The organism is Moritella sp. 24 (genome assembly GCF_018219155.1).
Lineage (GTDB): Bacteria > Pseudomonadota > Gammaproteobacteria > Enterobacterales > Moritellaceae > Moritella.
This window is the reverse complement of sequence record NZ_CP056123.1, coordinates 341310-362131: the sequence shown is the minus strand read 5'-3', so window position 1 is coordinate 362131 and position 20822 is coordinate 341310. Positions and strand designations below refer to the sequence as shown.

Sequence of the window (20822 nt, the reverse complement as noted above, 5' to 3'; positions counted from 1 at the left end):
CATATCGCTGGCTTCTCATCATGATGTTTATGTGTAATTACAAATTAAAATTCATAACTTGCATTAATATAATAACCACGTTCAGGTGTAGGGTAACCATCTACAGTTTCGTATTCTTTATCTAATAAATTTTCTATACGACCCGATAACTTAAATTGAGATGTTATTTGATACTGAGCAGATAAATTCCAAAGACTATACGATGATAAAACTACATCGTTTATATCAAATCGCTCACCTTGATATAAATATTGCAGAGACCAATCAATATCATTAAAGCTCACAATACCTTGCCATTTAGCCTTATGCTTCGCACGTCTAACTAAGTCATTGCCATTCGCATCTTTTGCATCTAGATATTCAAGTGATACGGTATTTGAAACAATACTAGTATCAAAATCTAATGACAGTTCAGCGCCTTGTAAAACATTCTTACCTAAAGCATTGCTATAACCATAAGTAGCATAATTATATTCAATTAAATTATCGACTTCGTTTCTATAACCCTGTAAAGACACATTAACCAAGTCAGTAAAAACCTCAACTCCAGTTTCATACCCGATAGACTCTTCAGGTTTAAGCTCTGGATTGCCACTGTTAGGACTTAATTCATACAAACTAGGAGCTTTAAACGCAGTACCAGCATTAGCAGTTAAACGAACTATTGGATTAACAAACCATCCAGCACCAATATTCCAAGTTGTATTCGTACCATAATGCTCGTTATCGTCAGTTCTCACTGCTGTATTAATCGAAAGAGTATCAACGTTAGTCATTAAGTTTAATGATACCGCTTTATTATCCCTAGTATCTTCCCCTAAAGTTTGAGAAGCCCAATCTAACCCGCCAGATAAAGCAAAATGATCATTAAATACGTAGTTAGAAATCCAGTTTAATGTTTCTTGCTCATACTGGCTGCTATATGAAAAGGTAGGTGAAGAACCGACCAGACTAAAGTGTACATCGTCTTGCTCAGATTGAGAATATTGGATACTTGATTCAAGACTATTCAGCTTATATTTTAAACCTACTGTCGTTGATTTATTTTCAACTTGACCTTCGTTTTTCTTACCTAAATGAGGATTATTATTGTAAGTCGAAGTATCTACATACTCATACGTATTTTGATAATATCTTAATTGAGCAAAGCCTGAAATGTTCTGATTAAATTTATGATTTAACAAGAAAGAATAACTATCACTTTCAAATCCATGCTCATCGCCGTCATTCAAACCAGGATAAGGCTTTACATTGTAGCCATCTGTAGCTTCAAAATTTGCAGTAACCTTAGCTGACGTATTTTCAGTTATATTAGTAAATAGATATAAATTAGAGGTTTTATAATTATTACTTCCTAAACCAGCACTTACAGATACTGAATCTTGAAGCCCACCCTTAGTGATAATATTAATAACACCAGATACAGCTTCAGAGCCATAAATCGCAGCACGCGCACCTCGGATAAATTCTATTCTTTCAACCTGGTTAATTGGTATCTGATTAAAATCAATAAAACCAGAAACAGAGGTAACCAATCTAACACCATCAATAAGTACCAACGCATGATCAGACTCACCACCACGAACAAAGACACTTGCAGTTTGACCACGACCACCGTTAACTGCAACGTCGACACCTGGTAACATACGGAAAACATCAGTAAGAGATTGTGCTTGCGTTAATTCAATATCATCACGAGTGATAATAGAAATAGGCGCTATCACATCAGAAACAGCTTGTTCAACACGGTTGGCAGTAACAACTGTTACTTCGTCATTATTTATAGAAGATGGATCTTGGGCAAGAGCAGCAAACGGCAATAATGCAGTTGCTAGGAGTTTTTTAGACATTGTAAATTTTTCCTATTTACGCGTAGAAAAATAAGCCGAATCATTCAGCAAAATTGAGTATTTATTATTTTATTAATTACTCAGGTTCCATATTGGAGACCGGCCTTAAGTGCTAAGCACTATCACCGTTGCGCGACAGGTCCAGATTCTAACTGGATTCCCCCAATAAATATTCGATACTAAACTAGTGACTAAACCCTAGAATTAATAACGGCCGAAATTATAGAATTATGTGAGATAAATGTATATTTATAATTCGTACATTTATTTTTTGGGCATTTGGTATAAATGGAATTGAAAATGTACTGGACAAACAATATTTGAGTCTTACAATCCCTACTCTTTTGTTCAGTATCAACCACGGTGAGTCCACATGATCGAAATGCATCCCGATAACTACCAATCACAACTTGATGACAAAGCAACTCGTCAGCGTGAAATCTTTAAAAAATTCTCACCACCAGAATTGGAAGTGTTCGACTCTCCAGCAGAGAACTACCGTCTACGAGCTGAATTCCGCGTTTGGCATGATGGCGACGATCTTGACTACATCATGTTTGATCAAGAAACAAAGCAAAAAATCAAAATCGATTATTTCCTGCCTGGTAGCAAGTTGATTAACGAAATCATGCCAGCGCTAATCGTAGAATTAAAACAATCAAAATTATTACGCTTTAAACTTTTCCAAGTAGACTTTTTATCAACACTAAGCGGCGAACTGCTAGTAAGCTTACTTTACCATCGCCAACTAAGTGATGAATGGATCGCTGAAGCAAAAGCATTAAAAGAAAAGCTTAGCGAACGCTTTAATATCAATATCATTGGTCGAGCTAGAAAGCAAAAAGTGGTACTTGATCGCGAATTTGTTGTCGAAGAACTTGATGTTGCTGGTAAGAAATTAAAATACAAGCAAGTTGAAAACAGTTTCACGCAACCTAACGGTGTCGTGAACCAAAAAATGCTGGAATGGGCATTAGACGTAACAAAAGAGTGTAGTGGTGATCTGCTGGAACTTTATTGTGGTAACGGTAATTTTTCTATCGCACTTGCACCAAACTTCGAGAAAGTATTAGCAACTGAGATTTCTAAATCATCAGTACAATCGGCACAATATAATATCGCAGAGAATGGGTTAGATAATTTAACTATTTTACGCCTGTCAGCTGAAGAGTTTACGATTGCGATTAATGGTGAACGTGAATTTAATCGTCTTAAAGATGCAAAAGTTGATTTGACTACATTCAATTGCAACACAATTTTTGTCGATCCGCCGCGTGCAGGTCTAGATGCTGAAACTGTTAAAATGGTACAAGAATACGATAATATCGTTTATATCTCTTGTAGCCCTGAAACATTAAGCGATAATTTAGAGTCTCTAAGTCAAACTCATAATATCGAACGTTTTGCCTTATTCGACCAATTCCCTTATACGCATCATGTTGAATCAGGTGTCTATTTAACAAAAAAGAGCTAACGAAAAAAGTTAAATAAGAACATTAACTAAAAACTAGATAGATAAAAGCCCGTTAACAATATGCTAACGGGCTTTTTTATAAGTTCGATATTACGCTTGTGTTTTACGATCAAATACACCAACGGTTTTTGCAACCCAAGCAGATAAACCCAATACCAACATCAAGGGTAAGAAGTTACTGCCTAGTTCTGGATATTCCATCCGTACAAATGTTGTATACGTCAGTACACCTATTATAAATAGACCTAACGATGATTTACTTATATGACTCTCGATTGCGCTTGTCATATAAACTTGATACCAATTATAGGCCACCAGCACTAATGCTATAAGCGGAAAGATACTGAATGGAACAACGCTTATCATCAATGTTGCTAATGTTGCGTTACCACATAAGCCAGCTAAAAAGGAAAAATATAATGGTTTATAACCCGCTTGATTCTTTGTCGTCATTTAGATACCTCAATGTTCAGGGTTTACAGCGTAGTACCTCTTGTCATTTTTAATACCGCTGCGCCTTTTGCAATCATTCTTAACTGCATTATAGTACGTTCGGACAATGCTCGACGCTCTTCGTTCGATAAATCTAAAGATTCAGCGCCAGCATTAAAAACAATTGTGACCATTGCCGCAGATTGGACAGTTGCTTCATCACGACTTAACTTGCTAGAAACTTCGATGTAATCTGTCAGCTCGGCGCCAAAGTGGCGTAATTCTCTCGTTACTGCGGCGCGAAAAGCGGCTGATGTACCAGAGCGTTCACGTAACAACACGCGAAAAATATTTGGATTCTGTTCGACAAACTCCATAAATGTTTCTACGGAAGTTTTTATGACACTACCACCCGTTTCAATACGCTGTCGAGCTTGACGCATTAATTGCCTTAATGTCAAACCGCCTTCATCAACCATGGTTAAACCTAACTCTTCCATATCACAGAAATGGCGATAAAAAGATGTTGGCGCGATCCCAGCCTCACGTGCAACTTCACGTAAGCTTAAGTTTGAATAGCTGCGTTCAGCTGTCACCAGTCGAAACGACGCATTGATCAGTGAACGGCGGGTTTTTTCTTTTTGCTGAGCTCTAATTCCGGTCATAATTTAAATGTCATTAATTAAGGGGTTGTTAACACGGATATTATAATACTACTTTCGACATTAGCAGTAACTAACTTATTTCCCTCTCACCCTCACTCTACAAAAATAAACAATAACTAAGTTCTACAAAGCATACCGTAAAGAAAAGATGACACTCAACTTAAACAGCGTTAAAGACAGTCTTAATTGCCAATGAATAGCGATTAAGTCCACTTTTTAATAAATAAACAGCAGTAACAATTGACTATTACTGCTTTAAATAGGATATTAGCCGTAAACAATTAGTTACAAATAAAATCAAAAGTAAATAAAAGTTTACACGGAGAGTTATGTCGACCATCAGCACAACAATAGAGTCAACTAAACGCGGTCAGTTTAGTTCAAAATTCGGTTTCATTATGGCTGCAGCAGGTTCTGCAGTCGGTGTAGGTAACATTTGGGGGTTTCCAACTCAAGCAGCGAGTAATGGCGGTGGTGCTTTCTTACTTGTTTATCTTGTCCTCATTTTTATGCTTGGCTATCCAATGTTAATTGCTGAACTGATGATCGGTCGACATGGACAAACAAATCCAGCAAACGCATTAAGTAAGCTGGCTAAAAGTAAAAGCGTTAAGTTAATTGGTATTATTATTGGTCTGTCAGCAATTGTAACGTCAGCACTGATTTTCTCTTTCTACGGTATTTTATCGGGTTGGTTTATCAGTAATACCTTTGCTCCCGTAGCTGAGATCATAGGTGCAACAACGACTGCGAGTTGGTTAGTTGATATGTCATTATCACGTAATATTATATTTACGGTGATATTTGCGATGTTCACTATCGTCGTGATCCAGCAAGGTGTAGAAGACGGCATTGAAAAGTGGTCGAAACGTTTAATGCCACTCTTATTTTTAATGCTTATCGCTGCAATGGTTTATATTGTCACTCAGCCAGGTGCAGAGCTTGGTATACAAGCATTACTGATTCCAGACTTTAGTCGAATCATGGACCGAGACGTGTTAATTGGTGCTTTAGGTCAAACATTCTTCTCGCTCTCATTGGGCAGCGGTTGCATGATGGTATACGGTTCTTACTTAAACAAAAAAGACAACATTGCTAAGCTAGCGGCACAAGTAACATTAATGGATACAGCAGTCGCATTTGTTGCGGGTATGGTTATCTTACCTGCGATGTACGTTGCTGCGCACAACGGTGTTGAAATTTTTGCTGCTGATGGAAGTCTGCTTAGCTCAGATACGCTTGTATTCACGGTATTACCAGCATTATTTGAAACAATGGGCGCTGCACAATACCCTGTATCGATTCTATTCTTTGCGTTACTGTTTGTAGCCGCATTAACATCTGCTATTGGTATGATGGAGTCACCAACAAGCTATCTTGCAGAGCGCGCATCAATGACGCGTAAGAAAGCAGCTTATATCGTTGGTACTATCGTTACAGCATTAAGTTTAGTGATTGTCTTTAACTTCTCATCGCTATTTGGTTTTGTAATAACACTCACAACGCAATACGCACAACCACTGATTAGTTTAGGTGTTGCCGTCTTCGCTGGTTGGGTTTGGAGTCGTAAAGGCTTAATGGCAGAAATCAGAGAGCAAGAGGGTGTAACAGAGCATTCTATCTTCTGGAAGATCTGGCCTGTATACGTTAAGTTTGTTTGCCCTGTATTAGTACTTATTCTGGTAGTAACATCATTCCAGTAATACGTTATAACAGCTAAGTAAATAACAAAAAGGTCAGCTTATTGCTGACCTTTTTGTTTGTCTTATATCGATTTAGCTTATCTTGTTAAGATGTCTGACCATGCTAAATTACGATCTCCAAATACGATAAAATCTGGGTTTTTTAATGTCTCACGTTGGTTATAAGACAACGGATTTAAATTCAGGTCCAGAATCGCACCGCCCGCTTCTGCAACAATGCATTGTGTGCCAGCGGTATCCCACTCACCAGTAATACCTAAGCGTACATAGCAATCAGCTTTACCTTCAGCAACCAAACACCCTTTTAAGCTTGCAGAGCCTAAAGATTGCAGTTCTAAGTCAATTTCATCTGCTACTAATTGTCGGATGTTATCAGGGTTCTGAACTCGACTCACAACAACATTCAAACTCGTTAATGGTTGCTGGCATGTGTGACTAAATATACGTTCCTCACCTTCTGGTGTTTCTTTATATGCGCCTTCGCCATCAACAGCCCAATATAAAACATCATCTTTAGGACCGTAAATCATACCTAGAACAGGTTTGTTTTTATGTACTAATGCAATGATCGTTGCAAAGTCACCACTACGAGAAATAAATTCTTGTGTTCCATCAAGAGGATCTAATAACCAATAAGTATCCCAAGATTGACGCTCCGCAGTGTCTATGTCGCAGTCTTCTTCAGAGAGGATTGGAATATCAGGAGTTAGCAACGTCAACTGTGCTAATAAATATTGATGAGCTGCGATGTCAGCACTAGTGACCGGAGTGTGATCAAGCTTTATTTCTTGTTCGAACTCTCCCGACTTATAAATATCATAAATAACTGCACCAGTGCCGCGTGCAATTTTTTTTAACTCTGGAATTAAGGTCATTACTTGCATATCGCACTTCCTACTTTATTCTCGCCATAGCTTAATGATTTAGTATTACTTATCTAATTGTTTAAGGGCAAGTAATAATGCACAAATAGCACGTGATTCTGTGATTTCGTCGTTATCAAGAAGCTCATGAGCCTTCGATAATGGCCACTTTATAATTTCAAGTGGTTCCGGTTCATCACCTTCACAAGATTCAGGATACAATCCTTGAGCAAGATAGATTTGCATGCGAGCTGAAAAATAACTCGGTGCTAAATTAACTTCTTTAAGTAACGTTAACGTTTTAGCCCCAAATCCAATCTCTTCCATTAGCTCTCGGTTAGCCGCAATCAATGATGTTTCGCCTTTATCAATTGCACCTTTAGGAAAACCTAACTCATAACGCTCGGTACCAACTGCATACTCACGGATCAAGATAAGGTTATTCTCGGCATCTATAGGCACCATCATGACAGCACCATGACCACCACCTTTCATTCTCTCGTAGGTACGTTCAACCCCATTTGAAAAACGAAGGGCGACAGACTCAATTTTAAACAATCGACTTTCAGCGACGATACGCGTATTTAATATTTTTGGTTTCTGATGTGTCATTTTAATTCTGCATCCTTGTCATTACACTGGCTAGATATAAAAACATCTATATACGCCCAGCGTAATTAATCTTATATTCACCGTTGGCATTTTCTTTACCAACATAACGTAAATTACTGCGTATTGATTCTGGTAATTCATTACTTGGAACAAGTACGGCTGAAAGTGTGTACTTCCCTTTACCTTCTAACTTCGCTATACCAGATAATTTAAGTTGATTAGAGCTTTGTTTAATATTGGCAACAACCGCACCTTTATCACAACTCAACTTTGCTACCGCAGAGTCAATCATGATATTACCTAATAAAGATTCAACTTCTGCATTAGACCAACTCAACTGTCCGTCAAGCTGCTCACACCAAGGTTGGCCTTGCTGCATTTCGACGAGCGTTAACTTAACTAAACCTTTCGTTGTCACTGGTAATGGTACATTGCTCGCTGCAATTAACCACTCTGAACTTGCCGTAGCAGTAAAATCTTGCGCATAAACACCTGCACTTGAATAGCCAATTTCACCATTACCGCGTAAGCTATTTTTGCCACGACCAAATTCAACATCAACTTGTACATTGCCTGTTAACAACGCGATAAACGATGTATTCCAGCGAATATCGTCAACATTAATATTATCAAACGATACACGTTTTGCTTCCCCTTCCCACACTGTACCTTCAACTTGGCTTATCGTTAAATTAGCGGGTAACGGTACATATGACAATGCTAACGTAGCTGGTAATGTGCCGATAAGGAAAGAAGCGTAAGCAAACACGATAAAGCATAGGCCTAGGATTTTATTTCTCATGCTCTTTTTCCTAATTGTAGTCGACGTACCTTAACCATACCTTTGGTATCCGATACACTCAGGTCAATATTCTGTATCTCGATACCATATTGTTTGTTTAACTTTTCTAACCAAGCCGTTAATTTGTTAAAATTTACATCATCAATCCATACTTGTAGATTGTCTGTTTTAGCTTGTATACGTGTGATTACAATTTTGTCACGTGCAGCACTGCGGCTGACCAACTGATTCAGATCACCAGTCTCAGAACGCGCAGCTTGCCCGCCCTGTAAATCCATTATCTTTTGTCCAATGACTTTAACATCTGCCAGTGTTTGCGTTTGCACGTTCACTTTTCGTTGAGTATTCACTATATCATTTTGTAACGGCTGCCAAAGTAACCAATAGCCACCAGCAAGTAACAAGGTGGCGATTAATATACTGATTAGCTGCTTTTCTTTTTGTTCTAATTGTTGCCAATGTGACTTCATTTTTTATCCTTAATATCAAGCGTACCTTGGACTCGGCCATCTCGTTGGCTTAACGTCCCTTGTGCAACATTAAACTGTGTTGATAACGATGCTTTAAATGTATCAAACACTTGAAAATCAACTGCACTTGCTTGTAATCGTAATGATGCTTGTTTCGAATCATATCGGACTGAAATAGGTTGAATACCTGGCAACTGTTTAAAAGTAGGCGTGAGTTTGCTCAACATAACTAAAAAGCCTGAACTATCACCGCCACCACGTAAGTCATTCAATCGACTTTGCATCTGTTTTTTGACTAAACGTGTATTAAGGCGCATTTTTTTCGGTTTAAATACCGTTTTATAAACTTGCTTAATATCATTTTCTAACGCGGCTTGCTGCTGCTCTAGTTTATTTAACATTACAAACTGATTAGCAAACAACACAATAAGTACTAAGCCTGCGGCAATTGCCGTACCACGCCATAATTTCAATGCGACGTTTTCTTCACGTACAATTTGGTATTGCCCTTGCAATAAGTTATAACGACTTGTAACAGCTCCTTCAGCACAAAGCTTCATTGGCAGCTCAATATCACCTTGTTGCCAGTGAGCTAACGTAAGAGGCTCGATAGCAGAATAGCTTATGACAGTTTGCACGGTACTATCGTCAGCGTCGGCATTATCAGATGCTGCGAATACAAAACCAAGCAGATCCGTTTCAATACACATACCTTGCGTACGAGTTTGTCTAATAAGCCACTGATTATCTAATTCAACCGCACTCCAACTTTCATCACTGTATGGTAGTGTCAACGTATCTGGGATAAATTGTTCACACACCAACTCCGCATCTTCTAGCCAAGTCAGCCATTGCTGCATTTTGTCATGTGCTATAACAGCAACAGAAACTGTATTTGCTACTTTATCTAAAACTGAAAAGTGTAATTTATCAATGTCACTGCTAAGCTCTTGCTCTAGCATGTAAGGAAGCGCATTGAGTAATTGTTTATTACTACGGCCAGGTAATTCAACATCTTTAAATGTCACATCACAACTTGGTACTAACGTAATAATCGGCCGGCCACCAGCACGTGACTTTAATTCACGCAGATCGGAGGCGTTAGCCAAAATACCCGATGCAATGATTTCACTTTCTACACTTGACCAAACCAACCAATGTATTGCTTGTCGACTTTCACTACCAAGCCTTACTACTAATTGCTCACTCATTGAGCTCCTCCGAATTGTCGACGAATAACATAAACGCTATCTTTACTTTCAGCTTTAAATACTGACTCTACTTTAATCGTTGCACTATCAAACTCAGCCTGTAGTAACGCAACAAAATAACTACTTTTCACATCAAATACACTTTTTTCTTCGGAACTCATTTTAATATTAACCAGCATAGGTAAAGCCCAAAAATCAGTTGTTTTCTCCCAACCACCACTTGGTCTTTCTTCTAAGATAGACTTAGCTAAATCTAACGATAACTTCCCTGAAAATAATCCAGCTAATATCTCAGCCTTATCAACTGCAATCGTATTAACGTTAACCTTTAATGTCGATGTCGGTAATGCACATAAGTAAGGGCGAACTTTACGATAAGTCACCTGATTAAACCCTTTTATTGCACGTAACTCTGTCGCACTCAGTAGTCGTTGATTACCAGCCTGATAAGGATAATTAAGTGATTCATAATACGCATCCTCAACACCATAGCTAGACACGACATTGGTATCAGCATCAATCCAATCACGTAGTGCATCACTGAGTTGTTCAGCTTCATACGCATCCAATTCCAATTGCTCTAACAAATTACGGAACTGACGTACGGCTAAAGGGGCTTGCGCGTCTTTATCTGGTCCGGTAACCGCATTAACATTAAAGCAGGCCTGTAGATCAAACACTTGGCCGCCAATTTGACCATTTTCAACCGGATAGATCATGCCCTCGGCTGCCCAATACTGATCTAGATTAATGGTGCTATCATCTTTCAATGCTTGCTTTAAACCTTTCTCTACTAATGCTTCAGCACCGTAGGCATACCATAACGCTTGCTGATGTGTCATTGCATTGCTGGTACGACGTAATTCAAGTTGTAAGCGTGAAGACATATTACTGGCAATAACCACCATCACTGCAAGAATGAGTAACACTGTCAGCAATGCAATACCGCGTTGTTTAGGAGCGTATATCATGAGCTAGACTCCTCTTCATTATCACTTCTATTACTGTCAACGGTTGCTTTAGGCAATAAGAATAAACGCTGAATTTCGCCAAAGCGTTTTAATGTCAGCGTCATTTTAACACCATCAGGTAGCGCCTTTTTATTCGCCCAAGTCTCATGCCACTTATTCTGGTCGTAAAACTCAAATGTCAGTGATTCAACATTATCTAAAATGCGTTGTCTCTTCGGCTCTTCACCCGTAGTAGGATCTAAATACACGTAACTTAAACGTTCTAAATATGAATCTTTAACGCGATACATCACTCGCTGCAATGATGAACGAGGTAACTGAGATAATGGATTACGCCAACCACTTCGCACAAATGCGATTCCATCTTCATCACTATCAAACATAAACTTTCCAGCTTGTAGTGGCATCGCCGTTAACTCATCATCACTGCGATTATTACGTGCATTCATTTGCTGGAAATCACGTTCTACAAAAACCATCGCGCGTTGTAACTGCTTTAGCGCATTACCGCGCTCTGCTGATATTTCATCACTGCGTAATACGCCTTGTAATACCTGATAAGCGCCCAGACTTAATATTGCGAAGATAGCGATTGCAATCATCATTTCGATTAACGTAAAGCCACTTTGATGTTTTTTATTTACTCGACTCATCTTAGCGCACCACGTAGGTAAGAATATGACTAACGGTTGATTCATACTTTTTGTCTGTCGCCACTTCGACAGTGATACCAACGAAGTCATTACTGTCTGTGCCTTCCGCTTTATAACGCCAAAACCAGGTTCTACCCCCCAATTCAGATTCACCTTTACGCCATGATTTTCCGGGGATTGTTTTTGCTAGTTTTAATTCTGTCAGTGTATTTGAGGCAACCCAATTGGCGAGTGTTTTTTCTTCCAAATAGGCTAAGCTACTGAGGTTTTCAGTGGCGACTTTCATCACTGCAAGACCAGCAGTTGCAAACACCGACATCGCCACCATCACTTCAAGTAATGTCATACCGACTTGTTTTCGCAAGCTTGATTTACCTACTCGAGATTTCATTAAAACCCATCCGTAGTCGTATTAATCATTAATTTACCATACTCATCAAATGAGACTTCGACACTACTATCACCAAGGTCTGCGTCCATATAGGTAAACGTCACAGTAAAGTCCGTTATTTCACCACTTGAATAGATAAAGACATCGGGTTCAATACGTGTTTCTTTGTTATCGCCCTCAAATAACCCACCATCATCTTCAAATAAACCGTCATCATCAGCAAACAACTTTCGGTCACCTAACAAACTGCCCTCGGCTTTTAATCCAGCCAATTCGAGCGAGATAAGCATATCTTCTCCAAGTTCTTTTTTTGTAAAGAATTTAGAGTTTTCAAAGACTGTCCATCTGTCATTATCATCTAAATACACAAATTGATATTGCTGCTCTTCAATCACTAAACCCATTTCAATACTACTGAGTAACGCTTCTTCTTCGGCAAGTTCTAACACACCGATAAAACGCGCGGCTTCTTTTTTCAGCTGTCGGTCCGGCCCTGCTGTATTCATAGTCATGACAACACCAGTGACTACCATGCCCATTAAGAATATAACTAACATTATTTCTAATAGTGTAAAGCCAGATTCTTGATGGGTACGATCTTGCATTATATGCCTTTGATTGTTCTTGATGCGCATAAGAATAAAATAGGGATTAACATCGAATGCGTTCAGATGGATATAAAAAGGCACAGAAAATGCTCTGTGCCTGAATGAAATACTTATTTACTTCTCGTGCATGTTCCAGTTACCGATGTCGTCATCAGAACCTTCTTCACCATCTAAACCGATAGAATAAATATCAACTTGACCATTTTCACCTGGGCTAACTAAAAGATATTCATTACCCCATGGGTCTTGAGGTAAACGCTTGATATAACCACCAGTACGATAATCTCTTGGCTCTGGATCTACATCCGGCATTTCAACTAATGCGTCTAGACCTTGCTCTGTCGTTGGATAGCGGCTGTTGTCCAACTTGTACATATCAAGTGCATTCTCTAATGCCACAATATCTGATACTACTTTTTGGCGATCTGCTTTTTCTTTGTTACCTAATAAATTAGGGATAACCATTGATGCAAGTACACCTAAAATCACGATTACAACCATGATCTCTAACAGGGTAAAACCTGACATATTCCGTTTTTTATTATTCATAACATCCTCTACTTAAAATAAATTTTTAACCTGCAACCATCTGGTTTAAAGACAAAATAGGTTGAAGAATCGCCATCACGATAAATAATACAACAAACGACATACTCACCACCAGCAAGGGTTGAAAAATGCCCAATGCCATGGTCACTTGTGATTCAAATTGTGAATCTTGGTTATCTGCCGCACGTTCTAACATTGGGCCTAATTCACCACTTTGCTCACCACTTGCAATCATATGCAGCATCATTGGCGGAAATAATTTTGTTTCCGTTAATGCTGCTCTTAAGCTCGTACCCTCTCGAACCCGAGCGGTCGCAACCTCAACCAATCGACGAGCGTGCATGTTCGTTAATACTTGCCCTGCAATCGACATACTTTCCAATAGCGGTACAGCACTGGCGTTCAAGATACTTAACGTTCGTGCAAAACGAGCGGTATTGACGCCACGACTTACCTTACCAATGACAGGTACTTTTAATAATCGTTCATCAAATACCAATCGATTAGCAGGTTTTAATAGCATCCGCTTCGTGACAATAATCATCAATACAATAGCCGCAACGAGATAAAGACCATAGTTACTGACAAAATCAGAAAGCCCGATCAGTATTTGCGTTATTTGTGGTAATTCTTGTCCCATGTGCTGAAATTGACCGACCACTTTAGGAACAACACTGGTTAATAATAATGACACAACACCAATAGCCACCAGCGTTAACATCACAGGATAAATCATGGCCTGCGTTAGCTGACTCGTCATTTTTTGACGCTGCTCAGTATAATCAGCCAATCGATTTAATACTTTATCTAGATGTCCCGACTTTTCACCCGAAGCCACCATGGCACAATATAAATTATCAAAAGCATGTGGAAATTCAGCAAAGCTTTCCGCTAAAGTATGCCCTTCAACAACACGGCTTCGAACCGCTAAGATCATATTCTGGATACGAGGCAGTTCACTTTGCTCTGCTACCGCTTTTAATGACTCTTCCAAAGGTAACGATGCTGCAATCAGGGTAGATAGCTGACGCGTTAATAACGCCATGTCCGCCGTACTAATACCGCGCTTAAACGTAAATAAACCCGATGCTTTTTTCTTTTCAGCATCCGCTGACATTTCCACTTCAAGCGGCGTTAAGCCTTTTTCACGTAATAAATTACGTGCTTGCTTTGGACCATCAGCTTCCAGTACCCCTTTTTTCTTTTTACCTTTTTGATCTATCGCTAAATATGCAAATGCAGGCATGCTTATCCCTCTCTTGTCACACGAAGTACTTCTTCTAAGGTTGTCGCACCTTCAAGTACTTTAGCGATACCATCTTGACGGATACTCGGAGTGAAAGGACGAATATGGCGTTCAACAACCTGTTCACCCGCACCACTATGAATCATGTCACGTACATCTTCATCAACGATTAATAACTCGTGAATACCTGTTCGGCCTCGATAGCCTGTGTGATTACATTTTTCACAGCCTTTAGGGTGATAAATAACGGTTGCATCAACAACTCGATTAGACGCTAACTGCTCAAGCTCTCGCTCCGTTGGTGGCGCACTCTCTCGACAGTCAGAACAAAGCGTTCGAACTAAACGCTGCGCTAATACACCTAGTACACTCGATGATAATAAGAACGGCTCTAATCCCATATCACGTAGACGAGTAACAGCACCGACGGCAGTATTAGTATGTAACGTTGATAATACTAAGTGACCAGTCAAACTGGCTTGAACCGCTATTTGTGCAGTTTCTAAGTCACGAACCTCACCGATCATCACAACATCGGGATCTTGACGTAAAATAGCACGTAAACCACGAGAGAAAGTCATATCAACTTTTGGGTTAACCTGCGTTTGGCCTATACCGTCAAGTTGATATTCAATTGGATCTTCAACCGTTAAGATATTACGGTCTTTACTGTTAATATCGGATAGTGCGGCATACAAGGTGGTACTCTTACCCGAGCCCGTAGGACCAGTCACTAAAATAATACCATGGGGCTTATGAATCAGTTCAGACATTTTATTACGATTGTCTAATGTCATGCCTAAATGTGCTAATTCCAACTTCGCATTATTTTTATCTAATAAACGCATTACAACACGCTCACCAAAACTCGATGGTAAAGTGGATACACGAACATCCACACCACGACCACCGATTCGCAACGAGATACGGCCATCTTGAGGAACTCGTTTTTCTGCAATATCCATTTTTGACATCACTTTAATACGAGATATCAATAATGATGCTAATTGGCGATTAGGCTTCAAAATTTCTCTTAATACACCATCAATACGGAAACGGATAACAAGCGCACGCTCAAAAGTTTCAACATGAATATCTGAAGCACCTTCTTTAATCGCTTCACTCAACATTGCATTAATTAGTTTAATAATCGGCGCGTCATCATCAGACTCCAACAGATCTTCTTCTGTTGGTAATTCTTCTGCTAACGTAAAAAAGTCGACTTCATTACCAATATCTTGCATTAACTGTCGTGCTTCTGACGAATCGCGCTGAAAGACTTGCGTCAATTTTAATTCAAACGCGTCATCATCTAACAAGGCTAATTTAAACGCTTGGCCTAAATTACGGCGCACTTCAAGTACCGTTGCAGGTGCAACATCCGCTTTATGATATAAGACCCAAGCATCATCAATTTCACTTAAGACGACACCAAACTTTTTAGCGAAAGAAAAGGGTAAGCGTTCGCTCTCCCCTATATCATCATACTCCTGAGTATCCATCTACTCAGCCTCACTGTTTGACGTATCTTCATCAGGTACTGATGGCTTTGTTGTCACATCAAATTCAATAGTTTGGTTATCTTGTTCTTCAAGATATTGACGAAGGGCTGGAGAAATAACACGTTCTTCATTAAATTTAGGCAACACAGGTACATCGGTATATGGCATTAATGCTACACCGTCTTCCTGCTGTAATAACTGATGTGCTCGCATTAAGCTATATTTACGATTACTCAGACCTCGAATAGAAGAGTTATCGCGAATAATCGTTGGTTTAATGAATACCATCAGATTACGCTTTTTCGTGCTTGATGATGTTGATTTAAATAAATTACCAATCCAAGGGATATCACCTAGCCAAGGCACCTTAGAAATACTCTCTGTGACTTGTTCATCAAGTAAACCACCAATCACAATCGTTTGACCACTATCAGCCAAAATAGTCGTATTCACTTGGCGTTTTGCAAAGGTCACATCCACAGATGTTGAACCTAACACTTGTGATACCTCTTGTTCGATCGTCAATTGAACTGCATCACCTTCGTTAATTTGAGGTGTCACTTTTAATTTAATACCCACTTCCTGACGTTCAACCGTCTGGAATGGATTATCATTACCCGAACTTGCTGATGAGCCAGTGATAACAGGTACTTCCTCACCAACAATGAATGATGCTTCTTGGTTATCGAGCGTCATAATGCTTGGCGTTGCAAGAATGTTCGATTGAGTGTCATTCGCTGCTGCTTGAATAATTGCGCCAAAGCTACCCGAACTATTCATCACGCCCATTGCCAGACCATTAATACCACTTAATGCTGATGCTAATGTAGACACATCACCCGAGGTCGTAGACTCCGTTGTCACTGGAGTTGCGACACCATTAACAATCGTTGTTGTTGTCGTCGTCGTTGTTTTATCTTGAGCATCGATCAGACCAGCGCCAATCGTTGTTAACGGCACCTGAGTACCATTGTTATATTGGGTACCACCCGCTTCAGTGATCCACTGAATACCAAAGTTAACACCGTCACCTTCAGACAGTTCAACGATAATAGCTTCAACCAATACTTGCGCTCGACGAATATCAAGTTGATTAATCACTTGCTCTAACGTACGCATTACATCAGGTTGTGCAGTAATAACTAAAGAGTTCGTATCTTCATGTGGTTCGATACTAAGATTTGATTTTGATGAACTCGATTTTGACTTTGACGATGAACTTGATTTACCACCTTCAATAGAACTACTCACACCCTTTAATACTTCAGACACTTCTTTCGCATTAGCGTATTTCAAATAAATAACACGGGTATTACCGGTACTTTCTAATTCACTATCAAGCTGCTGAATTAATGTGGCTACACGTTGACGCGCTTTTGGATCACCACTAATAACAACTGCATTTGTACGATCGTCAGCAACAATTTTAGGCTGTAAGATACTTGGTATTTTTGACTTCCCATCGCCTTTTGTTAGCGTGTCAATAATACGAACCATCTCACTTGCAGATGCATACTTAAGGTGGATGATATCAACCTCTTGATCACCCGCTTTATCGACACGACGAACAATTTCAACCAAACGATTTACAACCGCAGCGCGACCAGTCAGCATTAATACGTTCGATGGTTCATAATGCACAACATTACCACCGCCAGCATTATCATTTAATTGACGTAATAGCGGAGATAACTCACGTACCGATACATTACGTACAGGTACAACACGAGTGACCATTTCATCACCCTGTCCCGGGTTTTTATCGTCAACAACTGGGATGCTTGATGTTTTAGCTACCTTGCTCTTAATAACTTTAAGTACACCGTTGTCCATCTTAACAACAGCATAACCATACACATCGAGTACATTAAGGAAAAATTGATAGTACTGTTCTTCATTTAACAGATCATAACTACGAACATTGACCTTCCCGCGTACGCTGGGATCGACGATTACTGTTTTATTTAAGTTTTTTCCCACGACATTAATAAATTCATTAATATCAGTGCCTTTAAAACTTGCAGAATAGTCTGCTGCCGTTGCCATACTGCTAATACCGAGCAATATCCCTGACGCTAATCCAGTTAATTTTTTTCCAACATTATTAAGGTTCATCTTTATCCTTAGCTACCTAAAATTTGTACTGCTCAAATGGCTACTCTGGCATACTTAAATAAATACTATGTAATTGTCCATCACGCTCAACGGTTAGCGACATTTCAGTCAAATCTTTAAGCTGTTTGGCAACTTCCATTGCTTGGCGTGTATCTGTTAAATCATATCCATTTAACGACACAGCGAGATCATTAGGCTGTAGGCCTACTTCTTTAAATAATTCACGATTCTTACCCGGATTAACGCGATAACCCGCAAGTTTACCGTTCGAACGAACAGGTGAAATACGCACATAATCGGTAATACTGGCAGGGTTAGCTAATAAGCTCTTTCTCAGATTTGATAAGTCTTTAGGAGATTCCCTTGAATCTGAACTCCGAGTTTGTTGTTGACTTGTCTCACGCGTAAATTCTTCACCATCAAGCATCAAGGTTTCTAAATTTCCTTGGTATTCAATCAGTACGCGATCAGAAAAAACCTGATTCAATGTCGCATTTGTCGAACCAATTTCTTCATCAATCGCATATGTCTCTTGTTTACCTTTATGCTCAATAATTGCTAATGCTAAACTCGGTTCACTGCTAGCAACGAGACCAGCAAGGGTTAAACGTAGTCGAGTTTTTGGTGCATCTATATTTTGTACCACAACAGCAGCCTGCTTTTCAGTTTGCGGCTTGCCAAACACGTGCAGATTACGAAGTGTGTTTAATTCATAATTTTTAACTTGATTGCTATCACGACTAAAAATAGGTTGCCATGACGTTGCAGAGTCTGATTTTTTCGGCCACACTTGCCAAGTTAATAACGCTGATTGATAACAAAAAACAGTCAGTAATGAATAACAGCAAAAAGTCGCTATTTGTTTTTGCGGAAGTTTAATTACAAGCTGCTTAAGCGCATCTAAATTATCCATTTTTTTTATTACCTTAATACAGCATGACTTTCAAAATAAAGTACTTTACCAGCGTTAATTATAACCTGAATAAAAGTCTAAAATTTAACTGACCAATAGTAGCCCTCTGATTTTACCCCTACAAGTCTTAACTCCACAAAATGAACAAAATCAGTCCAATAATGACAAGAGCATAATACTTTTAGAGATTGTTGGCATATATAAGCACTAACCTTTAAAAGAATATATGAATTCTGATTATTCGCCACACTATTATTACAACACTTACAAATGAAACAATGATGAAGGAAATGTGAAATCTACCACACACTTTAGTTAATGAAATGTGTATACCAAAGTAATAAAAGACTCTCTTAGTCGTTTACTTATCTGTTATAATCAGCCTTATAAAAACGTTTATTTGGAATATGGTTACATTAAATATGTCAAAAAATACCAAACCAGATAGTGATGTACGTTTAGATAAATGGCTATGGGCCTCACGGTTTTATAAAACCCGTGCTATTGCCAGAGAAATGGTTCAAAGTGGTAAAATCCGCTACAATGACCAACGTGCAAAACCCAGTAAAACGGTTGAGTTGGGTGCAACAATAAAAATAAAACAAGGCTTTGATGAAAAGGAAGTGATCGTAAAGCAGCTTTCCGCGCAAAGGAGAGGGGCACCAGAAGCGGCTACTCTGTATGAAGAAACACCAAGTAGTGTTGAAAAGCGTGCACAAAATGATGTCGCGCGTAAACTGAATACATTGTATAACCCTAGCCCCGATAAACGTCCCGACAAAAAACAACGTCGAGAACTATTGCGGATAAAAAATCATTAACTTTAACATCGAGAATAATATGAGCCAGAAAGACTTATTACACCGTTACCTATTTGAAGATCATCAAGTACGTGGTGAAATCGTACAACTTGAACAAAGCTTTATTGATATTTTAGAAAACCTAAATTATCCAAGACCCGTTCAACGCCTACTCGGCGAGTTACAAGTTGCAACAAGTCTATTAACAGCAACGCTAAAGTTTAAAGGCTCTATCACTGTACAGTTACAAGGTGACGGACCGGTGACACTTGCTGTTATCAATGGTAACGAAGATCTTGAATTACGTGGCGTTGCTCGCTGGAATGGTTCAGTACCAGATACAAATAATGTAAAAGAACTTATTGGTAAAGGTGTAATGGTTATTACTATCTCACCAGACAAAGGCGAGCGTTACCAAGGTATCGTTGATCTTGGTGGCGAAACATTACAAGAATGTTTAGAACAATACTTCGAACAATCTGAGCAATTAACAACACGTTTATGGTTCCGTACAGGTAAAGTTGGCTATAGAAAACAAGCAGCCGGCATGATGTTACAAAAATTACCAGCATCAGATGACAAGAAAAGTTCGCATGAAGATTTTGAACATCTAGCAGCATTAACAGAAACGATTAAAGATGATGAATTATTTAATCTCGATGCTGAAGATGTATTAGTACGACTTTACCACCAAGAAAAAGTACGCTTATTCGATCCACAAACCGTATCATTTAAATGTGGTTGCTCACACGAACGTAGTGCAGCTGCATTACTTAATGTAGCAAAAGAAGAGCTACTTGATATTATTGCTGAAAAAGGACAAATCGAGATGCACTGCGATTATTGCGGTTCTCTTTATGCCTTCAACGCAGGTGATGTAGAAGATATTCATACACCACAAGTTGGCAACCCAGTACATTAAACGACATGTAAATAAGAGTGTATTAAATACACCGAAATACACCGAAATACACCGTTTAATAATACTAGAT

General features: G+C 39.0%; 21 protein-coding genes. 4 read left to right on the top strand and 17 right to left on the bottom strand.

Going from position 1 to position 20822, the window contains the following annotated elements; genetic code table 11:
* Positions 1–44 precede the first annotated feature (44 nt).
* Entirely contained in the window at positions 45–1850 is a 1806-nt protein-coding gene (locus HWV00_RS01660; RefSeq protein WP_211684420.1) for a TonB-dependent receptor domain-containing protein, read from the bottom strand.
* A gap of 373 nt (positions 1851–2223) precedes the next feature.
* Between HWV00_RS01660 and trmA the strand changes: the two genes are divergently transcribed.
* Positions 2224–3324: a tRNA (uridine(54)-C5)-methyltransferase TrmA gene (trmA, locus tag HWV00_RS01655; protein WP_211684419.1), complete on the top strand. Its 1101-nt coding sequence runs from the start codon at positions 2224–2226 to the stop codon at positions 3322–3324.
* Between the two features lie 90 nt (positions 3325–3414).
* Here the strand turns inward: trmA and HWV00_RS01650 are convergent, their stop codons facing one another.
* On the bottom strand, positions 3415–3777 hold the full coding sequence (locus HWV00_RS01650) for a DUF1422 family protein (RefSeq protein WP_211684418.1): 363 nt from the start codon (positions 3775–3777) through the stop codon (positions 3415–3417).
* Between the two features lie 23 nt (positions 3778–3800).
* Complete coding sequence (gene fabR / locus HWV00_RS01645; RefSeq protein ID WP_211684417.1) at positions 3801–4421, bottom strand: HTH-type transcriptional repressor FabR; 621 nt, start codon at positions 4419–4421, stop codon at positions 3801–3803.
* Between the two features lie 329 nt (positions 4422–4750).
* Between fabR and HWV00_RS01640 the strand changes: the two genes are divergently transcribed.
* Complete coding sequence (locus tag HWV00_RS01640) at positions 4751–6124, top strand: sodium-dependent transporter (RefSeq protein WP_211684416.1); 1374 nt, start codon at positions 4751–4753, stop codon at positions 6122–6124.
* A gap of 77 nt (positions 6125–6201) precedes the next feature.
* Here HWV00_RS01640 and cysQ read toward each other — a convergent pair whose 3' ends face one another.
* From cysQ to gspC, 14 genes are all read right to left on the bottom strand, one after another.
* The gene (gene cysQ, locus HWV00_RS01635) at positions 6202–7008 is read right to left on the bottom strand and encodes a 3'(2'),5'-bisphosphate nucleotidase CysQ (protein WP_211684415.1); all 807 of its coding nucleotides are present in this window, start codon (positions 7006–7008) and stop codon (positions 6202–6204) included.
* Between the two features lie 45 nt (positions 7009–7053).
* Positions 7054–7599, bottom strand: coding sequence for an ADP compounds hydrolase NudE (gene nudE, locus HWV00_RS01630; protein ID WP_211684414.1), 546 nt, complete (start codon positions 7597–7599; stop codon positions 7054–7056).
* 46 nt (positions 7600–7645) lie between these two features.
* Positions 7646–8401: a type II secretion system protein N gene (locus HWV00_RS01625; RefSeq protein ID WP_211684413.1), complete on the bottom strand. Its 756-nt coding sequence runs from the start codon at positions 8399–8401 to the stop codon at positions 7646–7648.
* A complete protein-coding gene (gene gspM / locus HWV00_RS01620; protein WP_211684412.1) occupies positions 8398–8871 on the bottom strand; it encodes a type II secretion system protein GspM in 474 nt (157 codons plus the stop codon). Before gspM ends, HWV00_RS01625 begins: the two co-directional genes overlap by 4 nt.
* The gene (gene gspL, locus HWV00_RS01615; RefSeq protein ID WP_211684411.1) at positions 8868–10082 is read right to left on the bottom strand and encodes a type II secretion system protein GspL; all 1215 of its coding nucleotides are present in this window, start codon (positions 10080–10082) and stop codon (positions 8868–8870) included. The genes gspM and gspL overlap by 4 nt, the downstream gene beginning before the upstream one ends.
* A complete protein-coding gene (gene gspK / locus HWV00_RS01610; protein WP_211684410.1) occupies positions 10079–11053 on the bottom strand; it encodes a type II secretion system minor pseudopilin GspK in 975 nt (324 codons plus the stop codon). The genes gspL and gspK overlap by 4 nt, the downstream gene beginning before the upstream one ends.
* Positions 11050–11706, bottom strand: a complete 657-nt coding sequence (gene gspJ, locus HWV00_RS01605; protein ID WP_211684409.1) for a type II secretion system minor pseudopilin GspJ — start codon at positions 11704–11706, stop codon at positions 11050–11052. Before gspJ ends, gspK begins: the two co-directional genes overlap by 4 nt.
* A gap of 1 nt (position 11707) precedes the next feature.
* Positions 11708–12097: a type II secretion system minor pseudopilin GspI gene (gene gspI / locus HWV00_RS01600; protein ID WP_211684408.1), complete on the bottom strand. Its 390-nt coding sequence runs from the start codon at positions 12095–12097 to the stop codon at positions 11708–11710.
* Positions 12097–12702, bottom strand: coding sequence for a type II secretion system minor pseudopilin GspH (gene gspH, locus HWV00_RS01595; protein WP_211684407.1), 606 nt, complete (start codon positions 12700–12702; stop codon positions 12097–12099). The genes gspI and gspH overlap by 1 nt, the downstream gene beginning before the upstream one ends.
* 117 nt (positions 12703–12819) lie before the next feature.
* Positions 12820–13254 (bottom strand): type II secretion system major pseudopilin GspG, encoded by a 435-nt coding sequence (gene gspG / locus HWV00_RS01590; RefSeq protein WP_211684406.1) that lies wholly within the window; start codon positions 13252–13254, stop codon positions 12820–12822.
* A gap of 25 nt (positions 13255–13279) precedes the next feature.
* A complete protein-coding gene (gspF, locus tag HWV00_RS01585) occupies positions 13280–14500 on the bottom strand; it encodes a type II secretion system inner membrane protein GspF (protein ID WP_211684405.1) in 1221 nt (406 codons plus the stop codon).
* A 2-nt stretch (positions 14501–14502) separates the two neighbouring features.
* Positions 14503–16002, bottom strand: coding sequence for a type II secretion system ATPase GspE (gene gspE / locus HWV00_RS01580; protein WP_211684404.1), 1500 nt, complete (start codon positions 16000–16002; stop codon positions 14503–14505).
* Positions 16003–18117, bottom strand: coding sequence for a type II secretion system secretin GspD (gspD, locus tag HWV00_RS01575; protein ID WP_211684403.1), 2115 nt, complete (start codon positions 18115–18117; stop codon positions 16003–16005).
* A 40-nt stretch (positions 18118–18157) separates the two neighbouring features.
* Positions 18158–19030 (bottom strand): type II secretion system protein GspC, encoded by an 873-nt coding sequence (gene gspC, locus HWV00_RS01570; RefSeq protein WP_211684402.1) that lies wholly within the window; start codon positions 19028–19030, stop codon positions 18158–18160.
* Between the two features lie 407 nt (positions 19031–19437).
* Between gspC and hslR the strand changes: the two genes are divergently transcribed.
* Together hslR and hslO are read left to right on the top strand one after the other, a co-directional pair.
* Positions 19438–19851: a ribosome-associated heat shock protein Hsp15 gene (gene hslR, locus HWV00_RS01565; protein ID WP_211684401.1), complete on the top strand. Its 414-nt coding sequence runs from the start codon at positions 19438–19440 to the stop codon at positions 19849–19851.
* A 19-nt stretch (positions 19852–19870) separates the two neighbouring features.
* The gene (hslO, locus tag HWV00_RS01560) at positions 19871–20752 is read left to right on the top strand and encodes an Hsp33 family molecular chaperone HslO (protein WP_211684400.1); all 882 of its coding nucleotides are present in this window, start codon (positions 19871–19873) and stop codon (positions 20750–20752) included.
* The last annotated feature ends 70 nt before the right edge of the window (positions 20753–20822 follow it).